Raw genomic sequence first — 18,092 nt, forward strand, 5'->3', positions numbered from 1 at the left:
GGGGGCACGCATACTCGGGGGGTGACCGTGTACGAGCCCACGGGCGGCCCCGGTACCGAGGCGTTCGACGCCGTCGTGCTCGCCGGAGGCGCCGCCCGGCGGCTCGGCGGCGCCGACAAGCCCGCCGTGCGCGTGGGGGGACGGGCCCTGCTCGACCGAGTGCTGACCGCCTGCGCCGGGGCCGGGGCGACCGTCGTCGTGGCCGACCCCCGCCCCACCGCGCGGCCCGTGCTGTGGGCCCGCGAGGAACCCTCAGGCGGCGGGCCCTTGGCCGCGCTGGACGCCGGACTCCGGCACACCACCGCGCCGTACGTCGTCGTCCTCTCCGCCGACCTGCCGTTCCTGGACGAGGAGACGGTACGGCGGCTGCTCGACCGTCTCCGGGCCGACGACGCCGAGCCGCAGGGCGTCCCTGCCGACGCCACCGACGGCACTCCCGCCCCCGGCGGCGTTGAAGACAGGCCCCCGTCCGCTCGCGCCGACGGCGTCCTGGTCACCGACCCCGACGGTCGTGACCAGCCCCTCGTGGCCGCCTACCGGGCCGAGGCCCTGTGCCGTGAGCTCGCGCGGCTCGCCGCCGAGCACGGCGGCCTCACCGGGCTCCCCCTGCGTCGGCTGACCGCCGCACTGCGCCTCACCCGCATCACCGACCCTGTCGCGTCCTTCGACTGCGACACCTGGGACGACATCGCCGCCGCCCGCGCACGGATCAGGGAGCATGGCCACGTGTTGGATGAATGGATTTCCGCAGTCAAGGACGAGCTGGGGATCGACCTCGACGTCGACATCACCGAGCTGCTCGATCTGGCCCGTGACGCCGCCCACAGCGTGGCCCGGCCCGCCGCCCCGCTGACCACGTTCCTCGTCGGCTACGCCGCAGCCAAGGCCGGGGGAGGCCCCGAGGCGGTCACCGAGGCCGCCCGCAAGGCCTCCGCCCTGGCCCTGAGCTGGGCCGATGAGGACACTCCCGAGGCGAAGCCGGACACCAAGCCGGACGCCAAGCCGGACGCCAAGCCGGACGCCGAGCCCGGCACCGGCCAGGACACCGGCCCGGCCGCCGGATGACCGCCCAGGACGCCGAGGAACTCGACGTGGAGGAGGCGCTGGCCGTGGCCAACGACAGGGCCGTCCGGGGGCCGAAAGAGCCCCACTCCTCCCGCGAAACCCCCACGACCGGTCCCGGCGCGCACCGGGCCAAGGACGACTCCCCTCACAAGGCCACCTCCTGGCCCGAGGCCCGAGCCGTCGCCGAACGCGCCGCCCGCTCGGCCGGCCGCCGGGCCCCCGTGTCGGTCACCGTCGACAAGGCCCTCGGCCTCGTTCTCGCCGCCCCCCTGACCGCCCTCACCGACCTCCCCTCCTTCGACACCTCCGCGATGGACGGCTGGGCGGTCGCGGGCCCCGGCCCCTGGGACGTACGGGAGGAAGGTGTGCTGGCAGGGCAGGCCGAACCCGGGCGGCTCACGGACGGGGAGGCGGTCAGGATCGCCACGGGCGCCCGCATCCCGCCCGACACGACCGCAGTCCTGCGCAGCGAGCACGGCCGCACCGACGACAAGGGACGGCTGCACCCGACCCGGGACCTGGCACACGGGCAGGACATCCGCCCACGAGGCCAGGAGTGCCGCAACGGCGACCAACTGCTGCCGCTCGGTACGCAGATCACCCCGGCCGCGCTGGGACTCGCGGCGGCCGCCGGGTACGACACGGTGAGCGTGCTACCCCGCCCACGTGTCGAACTGCTCGTCCTGGGCGACGAACTGCTCACCGAGGGACTCCCGCGCGAGGGCCTGATCCGGGACGCCCTCGGCCCGATGCTCCCGTCCTGGCTCCGGGCACTCGGCGCCGAGGTCACCGCCGTACGCCGCCTCGGGGACGACGCCGACGCCCTGTACCGGGCCGTGAAGAAATCCTCCGCCGACCTCATCGTCACCACGGGCGGAACGGCCGCCGGACCCGTCGACCACGTCCACCCCATCCTGCGCCGCGTCGGGGCCGAACTCCTCGTCAACGGCGTGAAGGTGCGCCCGGGCCACCCCATGCTGCTGGCCCGTATCAAGCAGGACCAGCACCTCGTCGGACTGCCCGGCAACCCCCTGGCCGCCGTGTCCGGGCTGTTCACGCTCGCCGAGCCCCTGCTGCGGACCCTCGCCGGACGTGCCGCCCCGGAGCCGTACGCGATGCCTCTGCGGGACGCGGTGCACGGGCACCCGTACGACACCCGGCTCGTTCCCGTCAGTCTGCGCGGTGACGACGCACTGCCGCTGCACTACAACGGTCCCGCTATGCTCCGCGGAATCGCCACCGCTGATGCCCTTGCCGTCGTACCGCCTGGCGGCGCCCGCCCCGGCCAGGAGCTGGAGCTGCTCGACCTGCCCTGGGCGACAGCGGGGATCCAAGTGTGTTTCACGTGAAACATCCCCATGGCCAACCGGCCTTGAGAACAACGATGTTTCACGTGAAACAACGGGCAGAGGGGGGCGAAGTGCAGTCAGGGGATGTACGTCGAAACGGGGAGTGTTTCACGTGAAACTGCCGGGCCATGATGCGATCGCCCGCAACGCGGACGAGCGTCTGGTGACCCACCAGGTGAGACTGCCGAAACAGGAGGTCGAGCGGCCGATCCGGCAGGTCGGCAAGCGGCTGGCGATGGCCTTGTTCGTGCTGCTCGCGACCGCGTTCATCGTCTATGGCGACAATGAGGGGTACAACGACAACTCCGACGGTTCCGTGGACCTGCTCGACGCGTTCTACTACGCCACCGTCACCCTCTCCACCACCGGTTACGGCGACATCACCCCGGTCAGTGATGCTGCCCGGTTCACCAACATCTTCGTGATCACGCCACTGCGTGTGCTGTTCCTGATCATCCTGGTCGGGACCACACTGGAGGTCCTCACGGAGCGCACGCGTGAGGAATGGCGACTGAACCGCTGGAGGGCGGCTTTGAGGGAGCACACCGTTGTCGTCGGCTTCGGGACGAAGGGACGCTCGGCGATCCAGACCGTCTGCACGACGGGGCTGAAGAAGGAGCAGGTCGTCGTCGTGGACCCCAGCTCCAAAGTCATCGACGCCGCGACGGCCGATGGGTACACGGGGGTCGTCGGGGACGCGACGCGCAGTGATGTGCTGTTGCAGGCCGAGGCGCACAAGGCGCGGCAGATCATCATCTCGACCGCGCGGGACGACACCGCCGTACTGGTCACGCTGACTGCCCGCCAGCTCAACCGCGGGGCGAAGATCGTGGCCGCCGTACGGGAGGAGGAGAACGCGCCGCTGCTGAAGCAGTCCGGGGCGGACGTCGTCATCACCAGCGCGAGCGCGGCCGGACGGCTCCTGGGGCTCTCCGTGCTCAGCCCCGCCGCCGGCATGGTCATGGAAGACCTCATCCAGCAGGGCAGCGGGCTCGACATCGCCGAACGGCCGGTCATAAAGGCCGAGGTGGGGCGCGGCGTGCGGGAGACGGAGGACCTGGTGGTCAGCGTGCTGCGCGGACATCGGGTGCTCGGCTACGACGATCCGTCCATCGGCGAGCTCCAGTTGACGGACCGGCTCATCACCATCGTCCGCGCCACGCCGAGCACGAAGATCACGCCCGAGACCAGACACCTGCCGTAGCGGGTCGGCGACGACGGGAACATGTACAGCAGGAGGGCGCCTCGGGGACGTACTCCCGGGGCGCCCTCCTGCTGGGGACCAACTGAACCGGGCGGACCGCTACTTGCGGTTGTACAGCCGCATCGTGATCGGTCCGAAGACCAGCACGAACAGGGCGGACCAGCCCAGCGTCCAGGCGATCTCCGCGGTGGGCCACTCGCCCGCCATCAACTCTCGGACCGCCGAGGCCAGATGCGTGACCGGGCTGTTGTTGACGAAGGCCTGGAGCCAGCCCGGCATGGTGCTCGGGTCGACGAAGACGTTGGACAGGAAGGTCAGCGGGAAGATCACCATCATGCTGACGCCCATCACGGACTTCTCGGTGCGCAGCATCAGGCCGAACATCGTCCAGATCCACGAGAACGCGAACGAGAAGACGATGAGCAGCGCGATCCCGGCGACCACGCCCAGCACTCCGCCGTCCGGGCGGTAGCCGAGGATCATGCCGACGGTGAGCATCACCACGGACGCGATCGCATAGCGCAGGGCGTCGCCCAGCAGATAGCCGACCATCGTCGACGGCCGCCAGATCGGCAGCGAGCGGAACCGGTCGAAGACACCCTTCTCGATGTCCGTGTTGACCGAGACACCGGTGTACATCGTGATCATCACGACCGACATCACCAGGATGCCCGGCAGCAGGAACTGGATGTACTCCTCCGGGGAGCCGGCCAGCGCACCGCCGAAGAGGTACGTGTACATCAGCACCATCATGATCGGGAAGGCGGTGACGTCGAAGAGTTGCTCCGGCACGTGTTTGATCTTGAGCATGGCCCGCCAGCCGAAGGTCAGCGACGCCGACAGGGCGCTGGGCCGCGGCGGCCGTTCCTTGGCGATGAGCAGCGCGGCGAGCGACTCGGCGCTGACGGGGGCGAGTTCCTTGTTCTCGGTGGTGGTCGCGGTGCTCATGCCGCCGCCTCGTCCTTCGTCTCGGGGGCGTCGTCGGCCTGCGCCGCCGCCTTGGTGTCGTGTCCGGTGAGGGCGAGGAACACCTCGTCCAGGCTGGGCTGCCCCAGCGAGAAGTTGTCGACGGTGATGCCGGTACGGGCCAGCTCGGCGAGCGCCCGGGCGGCCGCTTCGGCGGCACCCTGCCCGTTGGCGGACCCCGCGCCGACGCGTGCCGTCAGCGCCACCGGGTCCGGCTCCCGCTGCACATCGGCGTCGAGGGCGAGTCGCAGCACCTCCTCGGCCTGCGGCCGCTGGGCCGCGTCGCGCAGCCGCAGATGGACGGAACCGGCGCCCACGGACGCCTTCAGCTCGCCCTTCGTGCCCTCCGCGATCACCTTGCCCTGGTCGATGACCGCGATCCGGGACGCCAGCTGGTCCGCCTCGTCCAGATACTGCGTGGTCAGCAGCACCGTCGTGCCCTGGGCGACCACCGCGCGCACGATGTCCCACACCTGGTTGCGGCTGCGCGGATCGAGGCCGGTCGTCGGCTCGTCCAGGAACAGCAGGTCGGGCGTGTTCAGGATGGACGCGGCGATGTCGATACGGCGCCGCATGCCGCCCGAGTAGTGCTTGACCTGCTTGCCGGCCGCCTCGCTCAGCCCGAAGGCCTCCAGCAGTTGCCCGGCACGATGGCGAGCCGCCCGTTTGTCGTGGCCGAGGAGCCGGGCGAGCAGCACCAGGTTCTCGGTGCCGGTCAGGTCCTCGTCCACGGAGGCGTACTGCCCGGTCAGGCTCACCCGGCCGCGTACCTCGTCGGCCTCCCGGACGACGTCGTGACCGAAGACGTGCGCCTCGCCCCCGTCGGGGCGCAGCAGGGTGGCGAGCATCTTCACCGTGGTCGTCTTGCCGGCGCCGTTCGGGCCGAGGACGCCGTAGACCGTGCCGGCGGGCACGGCCAGGTCGACGCCGTCGACGGCCCGGGTCTCGCCGAAGGTCTTCACCAGACCCGCGGTCTCGATCGCGAGGCCGGACGTCTGTGCGCTCATGTCTGGGATCCTTCCGCGTACGGGGCCCGTGTCCGGGGCTACGCAAAGGGAGACCACCGGGACCGCCGAAACTCATCGGTCGCCGCGCGGGCAGTCGGGACTGCTTCGACACCGGGGGCGAAGCGCGCCGCCGAAAGCCCGTGCGGCCGTAGGGTCTCCACGGTCTCTCCGATGGGAACCGATTGCACCCCGATTAGGACCAAGGGCGCAACAGAATCGGACCGGGGGCGCAGGCCGGTCGGGGACGTAGACCTGCCGGGGGCGCAGGTCGGCCGGGGACGTAGACCGGGCTGGGGACGCAGGCCGGCCGGGATCGGCAACGCGGGTCGGCCGGGGAGGCGGCCGGGCCGGGGGAGGCGGGGCGGTCGGCCGTGACGTGAAGGTGTCGGGACCGGGGACAAGGTGCGGAGGCCGAGGAGTAGCGTCCCCCTCATGTATGCGATCACGATTCCCGAACCCGGTGGACCCGAGGCCCTGGTGTGGGACGAGGTCCCCGACCCGGTGCCCGGCGAGGGCGAAGTGCTCATCGAGGTGGCGGCGAGCGCCGTGAACCGCGCCGACCTGCTCCAGCGGCAGGGCTTCTACGACCCGCCGCCCGGCGCCTCGCCCTACCCCGGCCTGGAGTGCTCCGGGCGGATCGCGGAGATCGGGCCCGCCGTGACCGGGTGGAGCGTCGGCGACGAGGTGTGCGCGCTGCTCTCGGGCGGCGGCTACGCGGCGAAGGTCGTCGCCCCGGCCGGCCAGCTGCTGCCCGTGCCCTCCGGCCTCGACCTCAACCGGGCCGCCGCGCTGCCCGAGGTGACCTGCACGGTCTGGTCGAACGTCTTCATGATCGCCCACCTGCGCCCCGGCGAGACCCTCCTCGTGCACGGTGGCTCCAGCGGCATCGGCACGATGGCCATCCAGCTCGCCAAGGCCGTCGGCGCGAAGGTCGCCGTCACGGCGGGCACCAAGGAGAAGCTCGAACAGTGCGCCGCCCTGGGCGCGGACATCCTGATCAACTACCGCGAGCAGGACTTCGTCGAGGAGGTCCGGAAGGCCACGGACGGCAAGGGAGCGGACGTCGTCCTCGACAACATGGGCGCCAAGTATCTCGACCGCAACGTCCGGGTCCTCGCCGTCAACGGCCGCCTCGCGATCATCGGCATGCAGGGCGGCGTCAAGGGCGAGCTGAACATAGGTGCCCTCCTCGCCAAGCGCGCCGCGGTCAGCGCGACCTCGCTGCGCGCCCGCCCTCTGGAGGAGAAGACCGCCATCGTCGCCGCCGTACGCGAGCACGTGTGGCCGCTGATCGACGGCGGCCACGTACGCCCTGTCGTCGACCGCGAGATCCCGATGGACGACGCGGCCACGGCCCACCGGGTACTGGAGGAGAGCGGCCACATCGGCAAGGTGCTCCTGGTGGTGCCGTAGACCGGCGGCCGTGGACCGGCCGCTGTGGACCGGCGGCGGTGGGCCGGCGGTCGTGGACCGGCGGCGGTGGGCCGGCGGTCGTGGGCCGGCGGCGGTGGGCCGGCGGTCGTGGACCGGCGGCGGTGGGCCGGCGGCGGTGGGCCGGCGGCGGTGGGCCGGCGGTCGTGGGCCGGCGGCGGTGGACCGGCGGTCGTGGACCGGCCGCGGTGGGCCGGCCGCCGTGGACCGGCGGCGGTGGACCGGCGGCCGTGGACCGGCGGTCGTGGGACCGGCCGGAACGCCGTACGAGCCCCTGCTCGGCCCTGCGGCCCTGCTCGGCCCTGCTCAGTCCCGTCGGATCCGCAGCCCCACGAAGGCCAGGCCGAGGCCCAGGCCCATCAGCATGAGGCCGCTGCCGAGGGACAGGACCTGCAGGACGGGTTCCTCGGCGGTCGCGGTGCCGGTTCCGGGTGGGGCAGCCGGTACGGGCAGGGCGGCGTTCTGTGACGGCTCGGGGGCGATGGTGGCGCCCGGGCCGTCCGGTTCCGCGGCGGGTTCGTTCGAGGGCGCGTACGCGTCGTCCTCGGGGTCCACAGGATCGGCGTCCTGCCGCCCCGGCCGCTCCCGCCCCTCGCCCGCGCGGCTGCCGGCCCAGGAGGTCGCGGGGTCGGGCTCGGCCGCGTACCCGGCAGGCACGGCCCCCACCACCAGGACCACGAGCAGTCCCGGGAGGACAAGTCCCGTCACGCGTGCCGAGCGAAGCCAAGGAGCCACGCCCCCAGACTCACACGCACGCCGCACCCCGGCATCTCGGCCCCGGCCCGCGGAATCCGTCCGAAAGCCGTCCGAAAGCCGAAAGCCGTCCGAGGGCCGTCCGAGGGCCGCTCGAAGGCCGTCCGAAGGCGGCCCAAGCCGCAGAAGGCCCGAGCGAGGCCTGGCCAGGCGCGCCGGGTCCGCCGAGGCCGACTGATGTCCGTCCGTGACCCGCCGATGTAGCCGGTCTTCGCCCCGGCCCGCCCTCATGCCCGCCGTCCGAAGCGGGCCGCAAGCCCACGGGCGGGCCATCGGGCTGACCGGTGCCCACGCGACCGAGACCGGGTCGACCCGCCGCCGCAGGCCGACCGCCGATGCCCGCCGAAGGCCCCAGGCAGTCACAAAACCCCCGCTCGGGACACGAACCGCTCGCACGTAAACGGTGGATCACCATCCGTGGGGGGCACCAGGATGGTGAGGTGTACGTGTGCGAGAGAATGGCGGCATGGAGATGCCGAGGAACGAACGGTCACCCGAACAGCCCCAGATCCTGGTCGTGGGCCAGGACGGAATGGCGGTGGGCGGCGGAGGAGACGAGGACTCCCGCGAGGTCCCGGTGACGGAGATGGTGGAACAGCCGGCCAAGGTCATGCGCATCGGCAGCATGATCAAGCAGCTGCTCGAAGAGGTGCGGGTCGCGCCCCTCGACGAGGCCAGCCGGGCCCGGCTGAAGGAGATCCACGCCAGCTCGGTGAAGGAACTGGAGGACGGCCTGGCGCCCGAACTGGTCGATGAGCTGGAGCGGCTCTCCCTGCCCTTCACGGACGAGGCGATCCCGAGCGACGCGGAACTGCGGATCGCGCAGGCCCAGTTGGTCGGCTGGCTCGAAGGACTCTTCCACGGGATCCAGACGACGCTGTTCGCCCAGCAGATGGCCGCCCGGGCCCAGTTGGAGCAGATGCGCCGCGCGCTGCCGCCCGGGGTCGGCGGCCACGAGGGCGACGACGATCCGCGGACGCTCGGCCGCTCGGGCGGCCCGTACCTCTAGCCTCCGGCCAACCCCCACCCATACGTACGCAAAGGGCCCGGCACGTGAAGTGCCGGGCCCTTCCTATGACAAGTCTCCTGGACCAGTCCCTATGACAAGGGGGCGGGCGTCAGGCCGGGTTGCCCGTCGAGACCTTGAGAATGATCGAGGGCATGTCCTTGGGGTCGACGTCCTCGTCGGCCGAGGGGTACTGCTCCATGACCGTGCCCTCGCCGTACGTGTTCTCGTCGACCTTCTGGGTGTCGTACTCCCAGCCCGCCGCCTGGAGGCACTTCTTCACCGAGTCGATGTTCTTGAAGGTGAAGTCCGGCAGCAGGATCTTGTCGGGGTCGTTGTACGACTCCGAGGGCTCCGTGCACTCGGTCGAGTCGATGACCTTCGACGTGTCCGGGCCCTTGTGCCCCTCGACCACGGTCGGCGAGGCGGACACGTCCGTGCCGGTGTCGCCGCTCGCGGTCTCTGTTCCCTTGTTCAGGCTGAGCGCTGCGATCAGGCTGCCGACCGCGACGACCGACACGACGATCGCCCCCACGATCACACCCTTGTTGCTCTTCCCGCCCCCGGAACGCCCCGCCGAGAGCGAGGACTGCTGGGGCGCGATGTTGTACGGCGGCGGGGTGGCCGCCCCCTGCTGCGGCGCGTACGCGGAGGTCTGCGGCGGTGTCTGGTAGCCGCCCTGCTGCGGGTAGCCGTAGGACGGGGCGGGCGCCGGAGCGGGCGTGGGCGTCGGCGGACCGTAGCCGCCCGTCGCATGTGGCTGGTACGGCGTCTGGACGCTGCCCGACTGGGGTGTGCCCGTGTGGTCGATCGGCGGGAAGACCGCGGAGGAGACCCCGGCACCGCTGGACGTCTGCGCGCCCGGCACGATGCTCGGCGCGACGGGCTGGAGGGACGCGGCGACCCGCAGGCACTCGTCCCGCATCGCCTCCGCGCTCGGGAACCGCTCGTTCGGGTTCTTCTTCAGCGCGCGGGCGATGATGGCGTCGACGGCCGGCGGCAGGGAACGGTTGATGGAGGAGGGAGCGACCGGCTCCTCCTGAACGTGCGCATACGCTATGGCCAGCGGCGAGTCCGCCTCGAACGGCAGCCGCCCGGTGGTCAGTTGGAACAGCATGATGCCGACCGAGTACAGGTCGGAGCGCGCGTCGACCCCGCGGCCGAGGGCCTGCTCGGGCGACAGGTACTGCGGGGTGCCGACGACCATGCCGGTCTGCGTCATCGACGTGACGCCCGACTGCATGGCGCGGGCGATGCCGAAGTCCATGACCTTCACGACGTTGCGCTTGGTCATCATCACGTTGCCCGGCTTGATGTCCCGGTGGACCAGGCCCATCTCGTGGCTGATCTCCAGCGCCGCCAGCACGTCCGCGGTGATCTTCAGCGCCTTGTCGGCGGGCATCGCGCCGAGCTGGGCGACATCCGCGTCGAGCACCGAGCCGAGCGGCTTGCCCTCGATGTACTCCATGACGATGTACGGCGTCGTCATGCCGTCCATCTCGTCCTCGCCGGTGTCGAAAACCGAGACGATGTTCGTGTGGGTGAGCTTCGCCACGGCCTGCGCCTCGCGGCGGAAACGCTCACGGAAGGCCTGTTCGCGGCCCAGTTCGGTGTGGAGTGTCTTGATCGCGACCTGGCGGTCGAGCACCGAGTCGTACGCGAGGTGGACGGAGGCCATGCCGCCCTCGCCGAGCAGGTCACGCAGCTGATAGCGGCCACCGGCTAGCGACCGCCCCGCGTACCGGCCCTGTGCGGCGTCCTGGCTCATCTTCCTGCGTCCCCCATCGGCGCGCGCGAAAGCAGCTGGCGTGGCTCCCGCGATCGGTGATCCCTGATGATGCTGGTGATCCTTTGTGCGATTCCCGGCCAAGTCTGCCCCAGGGCACTGACACGTCAAGCGCGGTGCCCGATCCGTGACCGTACGCGAAAGAAGCGTCGCGGAAGCGTTACAGGGGGCGTACGCCCGGTACACAGAACTTGCACGAGTGAGCGCGGTGCGGGTTTCATGGCCGATCAACCTTTGAATCCACCTTGAATCCGTCGTGAACCCGTCGCGCATCCAACCCGGACCGGCCTCTTGCGTGAAGGCTGTAGCGTGGCCGACGGAGACCGTAACAAGTACCGCGCGGACCGCGGGCAGAAATGACGGCGAGGACTGATGGCACAGCAGCAGCGCTCTCAGGGCCCGTCCGACCCCGAGGCGACTGGTGGCGGCATGTCGGACGCGCCGGAGTTGTGGGGCAACGGCGGGCTTGTCGGAGACGGCCGGTACCGGATGACCTACAGACTCGGCCGGGGCGGTATGGCCGAGGTGTTCGCGGCCGAGGACGTACGGCTGGGCCGTACGGTCGCGGTCAAGCTGCTCCGCTCCGACCTCGCCGAAGACCCCATTTCCAAGGCCCGCTTCACGCGTGAGGCCCAGGCGGTGGCCGGTCTCAACCACCACTCCATCGTGGCTGTCTACGACTCCGGCGAGGACGTCGTGAACGGCACCCCCGTGCCGTACATCGTCATGGAGCTGGTCGAGGGCCGCACCATCCGCGATCTGTTGATCAACGCGGAGGCACCCGGTCCCGAGCAGGCGCTGATCATCGTCTCCGGTGTACTGGAGGCGCTCGCCTACTCCCACCAGCACGGCATCGTGCACCGCGACATCAAGCCGGCGAACGTCATCATCACCGACAACGGGGCCGTGAAGGTGATGGACTTCGGCATCGCGCGCGCCCTGCACGGGGCGTCGACGACGATGACGCAGACCGGCATGGTCATGGGCACGCCCCAGTACCTCTCCCCGGAGCAGGCGCTCGGCAAGGCCGTCGACCACCGCTCCGACCTGTACGCCACCGGCTGTCTGCTCTACGAACTCCTCGCGCTGAGGCCGCCGTTCATCGGTGAGACCCCGCTGTCGGTGGTCTACCAGCACGTCCAGGACATCCCGGTGCCGCCCTCCGAGGTCTCGGAGGGGGTGGCGCCGCCGGAGCTCGACGGCCTCGTCATGCGCTCCCTCGCCAAGGAGCCGGACGACCGGTTCCAGACGGCCGAGGAGATGCGCGGCCTCGTCCAGTACGGCCTGCAGATGCTGTACGACCAGGGCGGTCACACCGGCACCTGGAACACCGGGCCCGTCACTGTGCACGACGGCCGGCACACGCCGCCGGGCGGCATGTCCGGTACGGCGGTGATGCCGCACCCCGGTGACATGGGGACCTCGCAGACCCCGCAGCCGATCCTGCCCGGGTACGGCGGCGGTGGCCGGGGCGACGACGGCGGTTTCGAGGGGAACGGCAACCGGGGCACCGGCCGCGGCAAGCTGTGGATCCTCGCCGTCCTCGCGGTGATCGCCATCTCGGCGGGCGTCGCGCTGGCGCTGAACAACAACGGCGGTGGCACCGGCGGCGACACCGACACCACGAAGTCTCCGACGGCCTCGACGTCCAGCAAGGACAAGGACAACAGCGAGTCGCCCAGCGACGAGGTGACCGAGGAGGAGACGCAGGAGAGCACCGGCGCGGGCGAAAACCCCGACTACACGCCGTCGTACACTCGGTCCCCGTCCTTCAGCCCGTCGCCGACGCAGAGCCAGCCGACGGCGGACCCGACGACGGAGGAACCGACGACGGATGAACCGACTCCCTCGGAGGAGCCGGAGAGCTCGCCGGTCGAGTCCCCTGACGACGGTGGCAGCGGGGACACCGCCGGCCTGCCGGGCGGCATCGGCGACGACGAGGAGTGACCCGGTGGCGTGACCGGAGTGGCCCTCTCGGGGTCACTCCACGAACGCCGGCTCACTCCCACGCCGGGGTCACTCCACGAACGCCTCGCACACCGCGTCGTACTCCCGCGTCCACCACACCACCAGCGCCGAGGCCGCGGGGAACTGCGGGTCGGCGCGGGTGTCGCCGCGCTCGTAGTGCCAGCGCAGCATCCAGAAGTCGTTGAGCCGCTCCCACCACACGCGGTGCACGGCGGCCGCGAGTTCGGCCGGGGCGGCGCCGGCGGAACACCGGTACGCGCGCGCGTAGGACCGTACTCTCGCCAGGTCCAGGGCGCCGACCGGACGTACGAAGAAGATCACCGCCGCCCGGACCACCTCCTCCGCACGCGGCTGCACGCCGAGCCGGTCCCAGTCGAGGATCGCGGCGGGCACCTCGGACACGTCGTCCCGGTAGAGCACGTTGAACGGGTGGAAGTCCCCGTGCACCCACCCCACCGAACCGCCCCGGGGCGGCCGCCGTTCCGCGTGCCGCTCCAGCAGCTCCCGCCGCTCCAGCAGCCGATGCCGGGAGAGCGCGTCGAAGGCGTCGGCCGGCCGGTGACGTCGTACCCGGTCGAGCAGAGCGTCGATGAGGGCGAAGGTGCCGACGGGGTCCGCGCTCTCGGCCCCGACAGCTCCTGCACTCCCGACAGCCCCTATGACCCCTACGGCCCCCGCGCGGCCTTCGGCACGAGGCGCGGTGAGCGCCGTTCCCGGGCCCTGCCGCTGGGCCGGGATCAGCCGTTTCCGCGCCGGGATCACCCCTTTCCGAGCCGGCACCACCGGCTCCTGTGCCGGCATCACCCGCTCCAGAGACGCGTGCACGACGCCCAGGAGCGCCCCCAGGCGGCCGCACTGCCCGGTGGTGAGCTGGCCGCCGTGCCGGTGTCGGCCGTCGATCCACGGGTGCAGGGCGTAGGCGTGGCCGCCGATGACCGCGACCGTGCGCCCGTCGCGCCCGGCCAGTGGCGGGGCCACGGGCACGCCCAGGTCGGCGAGGCGCTGGGTGGCCCGGTGCTGGCGGGCGATCGCGGCCGGGTCGGCGGTCTCGGGGTCGAAGTGGTGTTTGAGGAAATATCGACCGCGGGTGGTGGAGAGCCGATAGCCGCGGTTGAGGAGCCCCTCGTCGACGGGTTCACAGGCCAGTGCGGACCCGGCGGCGTACTGCTCCAGCAGAGGGCCCAGAGGGGGCGCGTGGAGCACAGGGGGTGGTACAGGTGAGCGCGGCACGCGCCAGATGTTAGGGCACGCGCCACGCCGCTGACCTCATGCTTGTCACAGACAGTCGTTACCGATCACAGAGTGCACGGATCCGAACTGTGGCTCGACGCACAGACATGCGGACCGCATCGCCGCCACGCCCGAGAGGAAATAGGGCGATTCGGCCGTCTTCACGGATGGAGTAACTTCCACACGCGATCTCACGGCCCGCCTCCGGCGAAGTCTTCCCGTGGCCGGGGTGGCCGGGATAACGTGCCGGTGTTCCGGCCCCCTGCCAGGCTGTGACCAGTGCTGTGACCAGCAGCTGTTCCCGACGGACGCGACTTACTTGGACCCCCTAGTACCGAATTACTTGGAAATCCAAGGAAAATCGCAGGTCAATAGGGGTTTCACAGGAATGTGGAGCACTGGGTAACGTGCCTCGTGCAGGGCGCTCGCCGGGGCACCTGTCACGTCTGTTCCCGGCCAAGGGCACCCACCCCGTGCACGGGTTACCGGAAACAGGCGAGCCGCACTGGCTACCCGGCAACCCCGGGGGCCGGACCGACGGAGGAGCACACGTGACCGTGGAGAGCACTGCCGCGCGCAAGCCGCGACGCAGCGCCGCAGGCAAGACCGGCACCACCGGCAGCAAGGCCGCCGGCACCACCGGCACCAGGCGCGCCACTGCGAAGAAGCCGACCGACGCCCAGCCCGAACTCGTTCAGCTGCTGACGCCCGAGGGCAAGCGCGTCAAAAACGCCGAGTACGACCCGTTCGTCGCGGACATCACCGCCGACGAGCTGCGTGGCCTGTACCGCGACATGGTGCTGACCCGACGCTTCGACGCCGAGGCCACCTCCCTGCAGCGCCAGGGCGAGCTGGGTCTGTGGGCCTCGCTGCTCGGCCAGGAGGCCGCCCAGATCGGCTCCGGGCGGGCCACCCGCGAGGACGACTACGTCTTCCCGACCTATCGCGAGCACGGCGTCGCCTGGTGCCGAGGAGTCGACCCGGCCAATCTGCTCGGCATGTTCCGCGGCGTGAACAACGGCGGCTGGGACCCGAACAGCAACAACTTCCACCTCTACACGATCGTCATCGGCTCCCAGACGCTGCACGCCACGGGCTACGCCATGGGCATCGCCAAGGACGGCGCCGACTCGGCGGTCATCGCCTACTTCGGTGACGGCGCCTCCAGCCAGGGCGACGTCGCCGAGGCGTTCACCTTCTCCGCGGTCTACAACGCGCCGGTCGTCTTCTTCTGCCAGAACAACCAGTGGGCCATCTCGGAGCCCACGGAGAAGCAGACCCGCGTCCCGCTGTACCAGCGCGCCCAGGGCTTCGGCTTCCCGGGTGTCCGCGTCGACGGCAACGACGTACTGGCCTGCCTCGCGGTCACCAAATGGGCGCTGGAGCGCGCCCGCCGGGGCGAGGGCCCCACCCTGGTGGAGGCGTACACGTACCGCATGGGTGCCCACACCACCTCCGACGACCCCACCCGCTACCGCCACGACGACGAGCGGGTGGCCTGGGAGGCCAAGGACCCGATCGCGCGCCTGCGCGGCTACCTCGAGTCCGAAACGGACACGAACGAGGGATTCTTCGCGGAACTCGAAGCGGAGAGCGAGGCGTTGGGAAGGCGAGTGCGCGAAGTGGTGCGTGCCATGCCCGACCCGGACCACTTCGCCATCTTCGAGAACGCGTACGCGGACGGACACGCGCTCGTGGACGAGGAGCGCGCCCAGTTCGCCGCGTACCAGGCGTCGTTCGCCGATGTGGACGTAGAGGAGGGCGAGTAGCGATGACCACGCAGACAGCCGCGCAGACGGCAGGGCAGACCGCCGGGCATTCCGCCGTGAAGAGCATGGCGGTCGCCAAGGCGATCAACGAATCGCTGCGCAGGGCCCTCGAAGCCGACCCCAAGGTCCTCGTCATGGGCGAGGACGTCGGCAAGCTCGGTGGAGTGTTCCGGGTGACGGACGGCCTGCAGAAGGACTTCGGCGAGGAGCGGGTGATCGACACCCCGCTCGCCGAGTCGGGCATCGTCGGCACCGCGATCGGCCTGGCCCTGCGGGGCTACCGCCCGGTGGTGGAGATCCAGTTCGACGGCTTCGTCTTCCCCGCGTACGACCAGATCGTCACCCAGCTCGCCAAGATGCACGCGCGCTCCCTGGGCAAGGTCAAGCTCCCCGTCGTCGTCCGTATCCCGTACGGCGGCGGCATCGGCGCGGTCGAGCACCACTCCGAGTCCCCGGAGGCGCTGTTCGCGCACGTGGCGGGCCTGAAGGTGGTCTCGCCGTCGAACGCGTCGGATGCCTACTGGATGATGCAGCAGGCGATCCAGAGCGACGACCCGGTGATCTTCTTCGAGCCCAAGCGGCGCTACTGGGACAAGGCCGAGGTCAATCCGGAGGCCATCCCCGGCCCGCTGCACAAGGCCCGTGTCGTCCGTGAGGGCACCGACCTCACGCTCGCCGCGTACGGCCCGATGGTGAAGCTCTGCCACGAGGTCGCCGACGCGGCCGCCGAGGAGGGCAAGGCCCTGGAAATCCTGGACCTGCGGTCGGTGTCCCCGCTGGACTTCGACTCGATCCAGGCATCAGTGGAGAGGACGCGCCGCCTGGTGGTGGTCCACGAGGCCCCGGTGTTCTTCGGCTCGGGCGCGGAGATCGCCGCCCGCATCACCGAGCGGTGCTTCTACCACCTGGAGGCCCCCGTCCTCCGCGTCGGCGGGTATCACGCCCCGTATCCGCCGGCCCGCCTGGAGGAGGAGTACCTGCCGAATCTGGACCGGGTGCTCGACGCCGTCGACCGCTCGCTGGCGTTCTGAGGGAGAGGTCCGTGACGACGATGACAGACACGTCTCCGCGCGAGTTCAAGATGCCCGACGTGGGCGAGGGACTCACCGAGGCCGAGATCCTCAAGTGGTACGTCCAGCCCGGTGACACCGTCACCGACGGCCAGATCGTCTGCGAGGTCGAGACGGCCAAGGCCGCCGTCGAACTGCCCATCCCGTACGACGGTGTCGTACGCGCACTGCACTTCCCCGAGGGCACCACGGTCGACGTCGGCACGTCGATCATCGCGGTGGACGTGGCGGGCGGTGCCGTCCCGGCTTCGACACCCTCACCGGCACCGGCACCGGCCTCGGCCGAGGGAGCCGTGCCTGCCGCCGAGCCCGCCGCGAAGCCCGAGCCCGCGGCGGTGCCGGCGGCCAAGAAGCCCGAGGGCCGCAAGCCGGTCCTCGTCGGCTACGGGGTGGCCGAGTCGTCCACGAAGCGCCGCCCCCGCAAGGGGGTCCTGGCCGCGGCGGCGCCCACTGAGGACACGCTGTACGCGGCCACCGCGATCCAGGGCATCCAGGGCATCCAGGGCGAGTTGAACGGGCACGGGCAGGGGAGCACCACGCGTCCGCTGGCGAAGCCGCCGGTCCGCAAGCTGGCCAAGGACCTCGGTGTGGACCTGGCGACGGTCACCCCGTCCGGCCCGGACGGCGTCATCACCCGTGAGGACGTCCACGCGGCCGTGGCCCCGCCGACGGCCCCGGAGCCCGTGGTGGAGGCGCCCGTAGCCCCGGCCGCCCCCGCCGTCGCCGCGGCGCCGGTGGCGTCGTACGACGGCGCGCGCGAGACCCGTATTCCGGTCAAGGGTGTCCGGAAGGCGACGGCGGCGGCGATGGTCGGCTCGGCGTTCACCGCTCCGCACGTCACGGAGTTCGTGACGGTCGACGTGACCCGCACGATGAAGCTGGTCGAGGAGCTGAAGCAGGACAAGGAGATGCGGGGGCTGCGGGTGAACCCGCTGCTCCTGATCGCCAAGGCCCTGCTGGTCGCGATCAGGCGACACCCGGACATCAACGCCTCCTGGGACGAGGCCGCCCAGGAGATCGTGGTCAAGCACTACGTGAACCTGGGCATCGCGGCGGCCACCCCGCGGGGCCTGATCGTCCCGAACATCAAGGACGCCCACACGAAGGCGCTGCCGCAGCTGGCCGAGTCGCTGAGCGAGCTGGTCTCGACGGCGAAGGAGGGCCGGACCTCCCCGGCCGCCATGCAGGGCGGCACGGTCACCATCAGCAACGTCGGCGTCTTCGGCATCGACACCGGCACGCCGATCCTCAACCCCGGCGAGTCCGCGATCCTCGCGGTCGGCGCGATCAAGCTCCAGCCGTGGGTCCACAAGGGCAAGGTGAAGCCCCGGCAGGTCACCACCCTGGCGCTCTCCTTCGACCACCGGCTGGTGGACGGGGAGCTGGGCTCCAAGGTGCTGGCGGATGTGGCGGCGATCCTGGAGCAGCCGAAGCGGCTGATCACCTGGGCGTGAGGTCCTCGACTGGATAGGCTCACTGTGAAGGCGC

Annotated in this window: 14 protein-coding genes; 9 read left to right on the forward strand and 5 right to left on the reverse strand. The window is 71.0% G+C overall.

Annotated elements, in window-relative coordinates; translation table 11 throughout:
• Nucleotides 1–21 precede the first annotated feature (21 nt).
• The 3 genes from ACFU53_RS04305 (at nucleotide 22) to ACFU53_RS04315 (ending at nucleotide 3,618) form a co-directional block, all read left to right on the forward strand.
• Nucleotides 22–1,065 (forward strand): NTP transferase domain-containing protein, encoded by a 1,044-nt coding sequence (locus tag ACFU53_RS04305; RefSeq protein ID WP_383985888.1) that lies wholly within the window; start codon nucleotides 22–24, stop codon nucleotides 1,063–1,065.
• The gene (locus tag ACFU53_RS04310; RefSeq protein ID WP_383985890.1) at nucleotides 1,062–2,414 is read left to right on the forward strand and encodes a molybdopterin molybdotransferase MoeA; all 1,353 of its coding nucleotides are present in this window, start codon (nucleotides 1,062–1,064) and stop codon (nucleotides 2,412–2,414) included. The genes ACFU53_RS04305 and ACFU53_RS04310 overlap by 4 nt, the downstream gene beginning before the upstream one ends.
• 112 nt (nucleotides 2,415–2,526) lie before the next feature.
• On the forward strand, nucleotides 2,527–3,618 hold the full coding sequence (locus ACFU53_RS04315; protein WP_383985892.1) for a potassium channel family protein: 1,092 nt from the start codon (nucleotides 2,527–2,529) through the stop codon (nucleotides 3,616–3,618).
• A 99-nt stretch (nucleotides 3,619–3,717) separates the two neighbouring features.
• Here the strand turns inward: ACFU53_RS04315 and ACFU53_RS04320 are convergent, their stop codons facing one another.
• On the reverse strand, nucleotides 3,718–4,566 hold the full coding sequence (locus ACFU53_RS04320; RefSeq protein WP_383985894.1) for an ABC transporter permease: 849 nt from the start codon (nucleotides 4,564–4,566) through the stop codon (nucleotides 3,718–3,720).
• Nucleotides 4,563–5,591 (reverse strand): ATP-binding cassette domain-containing protein, encoded by a 1,029-nt coding sequence (locus ACFU53_RS04325; protein WP_383985896.1) that lies wholly within the window; start codon nucleotides 5,589–5,591, stop codon nucleotides 4,563–4,565. Before ACFU53_RS04325 ends, ACFU53_RS04320 begins: the two co-directional genes overlap by 4 nt.
• 432 nt (nucleotides 5,592–6,023) lie before the next feature.
• Between ACFU53_RS04325 and ACFU53_RS04330 the strand changes: the two genes are divergently transcribed.
• A complete protein-coding gene (locus ACFU53_RS04330) occupies nucleotides 6,024–7,004 on the forward strand; it encodes an NAD(P)H-quinone oxidoreductase (protein ID WP_383985898.1) in 981 nt (326 codons plus the stop codon).
• Between the two features lie 324 nt (nucleotides 7,005–7,328).
• On the opposite strand, the gene ACFU53_RS04335 is transcribed toward ACFU53_RS04330, so the two are convergent.
• The gene (locus ACFU53_RS04335) at nucleotides 7,329–7,730 is read right to left on the reverse strand and encodes a hypothetical protein (protein WP_383985900.1); all 402 of its coding nucleotides are present in this window, start codon (nucleotides 7,728–7,730) and stop codon (nucleotides 7,329–7,331) included.
• 511 nt (nucleotides 7,731–8,241) lie between these two features.
• Between ACFU53_RS04335 and ACFU53_RS04340 the strand changes: the two genes are divergently transcribed.
• Entirely contained in the window at nucleotides 8,242–8,784 is a 543-nt protein-coding gene (locus tag ACFU53_RS04340) for a bacterial proteasome activator family protein (protein ID WP_383985902.1), read from the forward strand.
• Between the two features lie 109 nt (nucleotides 8,785–8,893).
• On the opposite strand, the gene ACFU53_RS04345 is transcribed toward ACFU53_RS04340, so the two are convergent.
• Nucleotides 8,894–10,549: a protein kinase gene (locus tag ACFU53_RS04345; protein WP_383985904.1), complete on the reverse strand. Its 1,656-nt coding sequence runs from the start codon at nucleotides 10,547–10,549 to the stop codon at nucleotides 8,894–8,896.
• 390 nt (nucleotides 10,550–10,939) lie between these two features.
• Here ACFU53_RS04345 and ACFU53_RS04350 point away from each other — a divergent pair, with 390 nt between their 5' ends.
• The gene (locus tag ACFU53_RS04350) at nucleotides 10,940–12,514 is read left to right on the forward strand and encodes a protein kinase (protein WP_383985906.1); all 1,575 of its coding nucleotides are present in this window, start codon (nucleotides 10,940–10,942) and stop codon (nucleotides 12,512–12,514) included.
• A gap of 69 nt (nucleotides 12,515–12,583) precedes the next feature.
• Here ACFU53_RS04350 and ACFU53_RS04355 read toward each other — a convergent pair whose 3' ends face one another.
• A complete protein-coding gene (locus ACFU53_RS04355) occupies nucleotides 12,584–13,738 on the reverse strand; it encodes a phosphotransferase (RefSeq protein WP_383985920.1) in 1,155 nt (384 codons plus the stop codon).
• A gap of 578 nt (nucleotides 13,739–14,316) precedes the next feature.
• On the opposite strand from ACFU53_RS04355, the gene pdhA reads away from it, so the two are divergent.
• From pdhA to ACFU53_RS04370, 3 genes are read left to right on the forward strand one after another with little or no spacing between them, the layout of a single operon-like run.
• Nucleotides 14,317–15,534: a pyruvate dehydrogenase (acetyl-transferring) E1 component subunit alpha gene (gene pdhA, locus ACFU53_RS04360; RefSeq protein WP_383985908.1), complete on the forward strand. Its 1,218-nt coding sequence runs from the start codon at nucleotides 14,317–14,319 to the stop codon at nucleotides 15,532–15,534.
• Nucleotides 15,535–15,536: 2 nt separating this feature from the next.
• Nucleotides 15,537–16,565, forward strand: coding sequence for an alpha-ketoacid dehydrogenase subunit beta (locus tag ACFU53_RS04365; protein ID WP_383985910.1), 1,029 nt, complete (start codon nucleotides 15,537–15,539; stop codon nucleotides 16,563–16,565).
• Nucleotides 16,566–16,576: 11 nt separating this feature from the next.
• Nucleotides 16,577–18,058 (forward strand): dihydrolipoamide acetyltransferase family protein, encoded by a 1,482-nt coding sequence (locus ACFU53_RS04370; RefSeq protein ID WP_383985912.1) that lies wholly within the window; start codon nucleotides 16,577–16,579, stop codon nucleotides 18,056–18,058.
• Nucleotides 18,059–18,092: the final 34 nt, after the last annotated feature.

The organism is Streptomyces sp. NPDC057474 (assembly GCF_042802555.1).
Classification (GTDB): domain Bacteria; phylum Actinomycetota; class Actinomycetes; order Streptomycetales; family Streptomycetaceae; genus Streptomyces.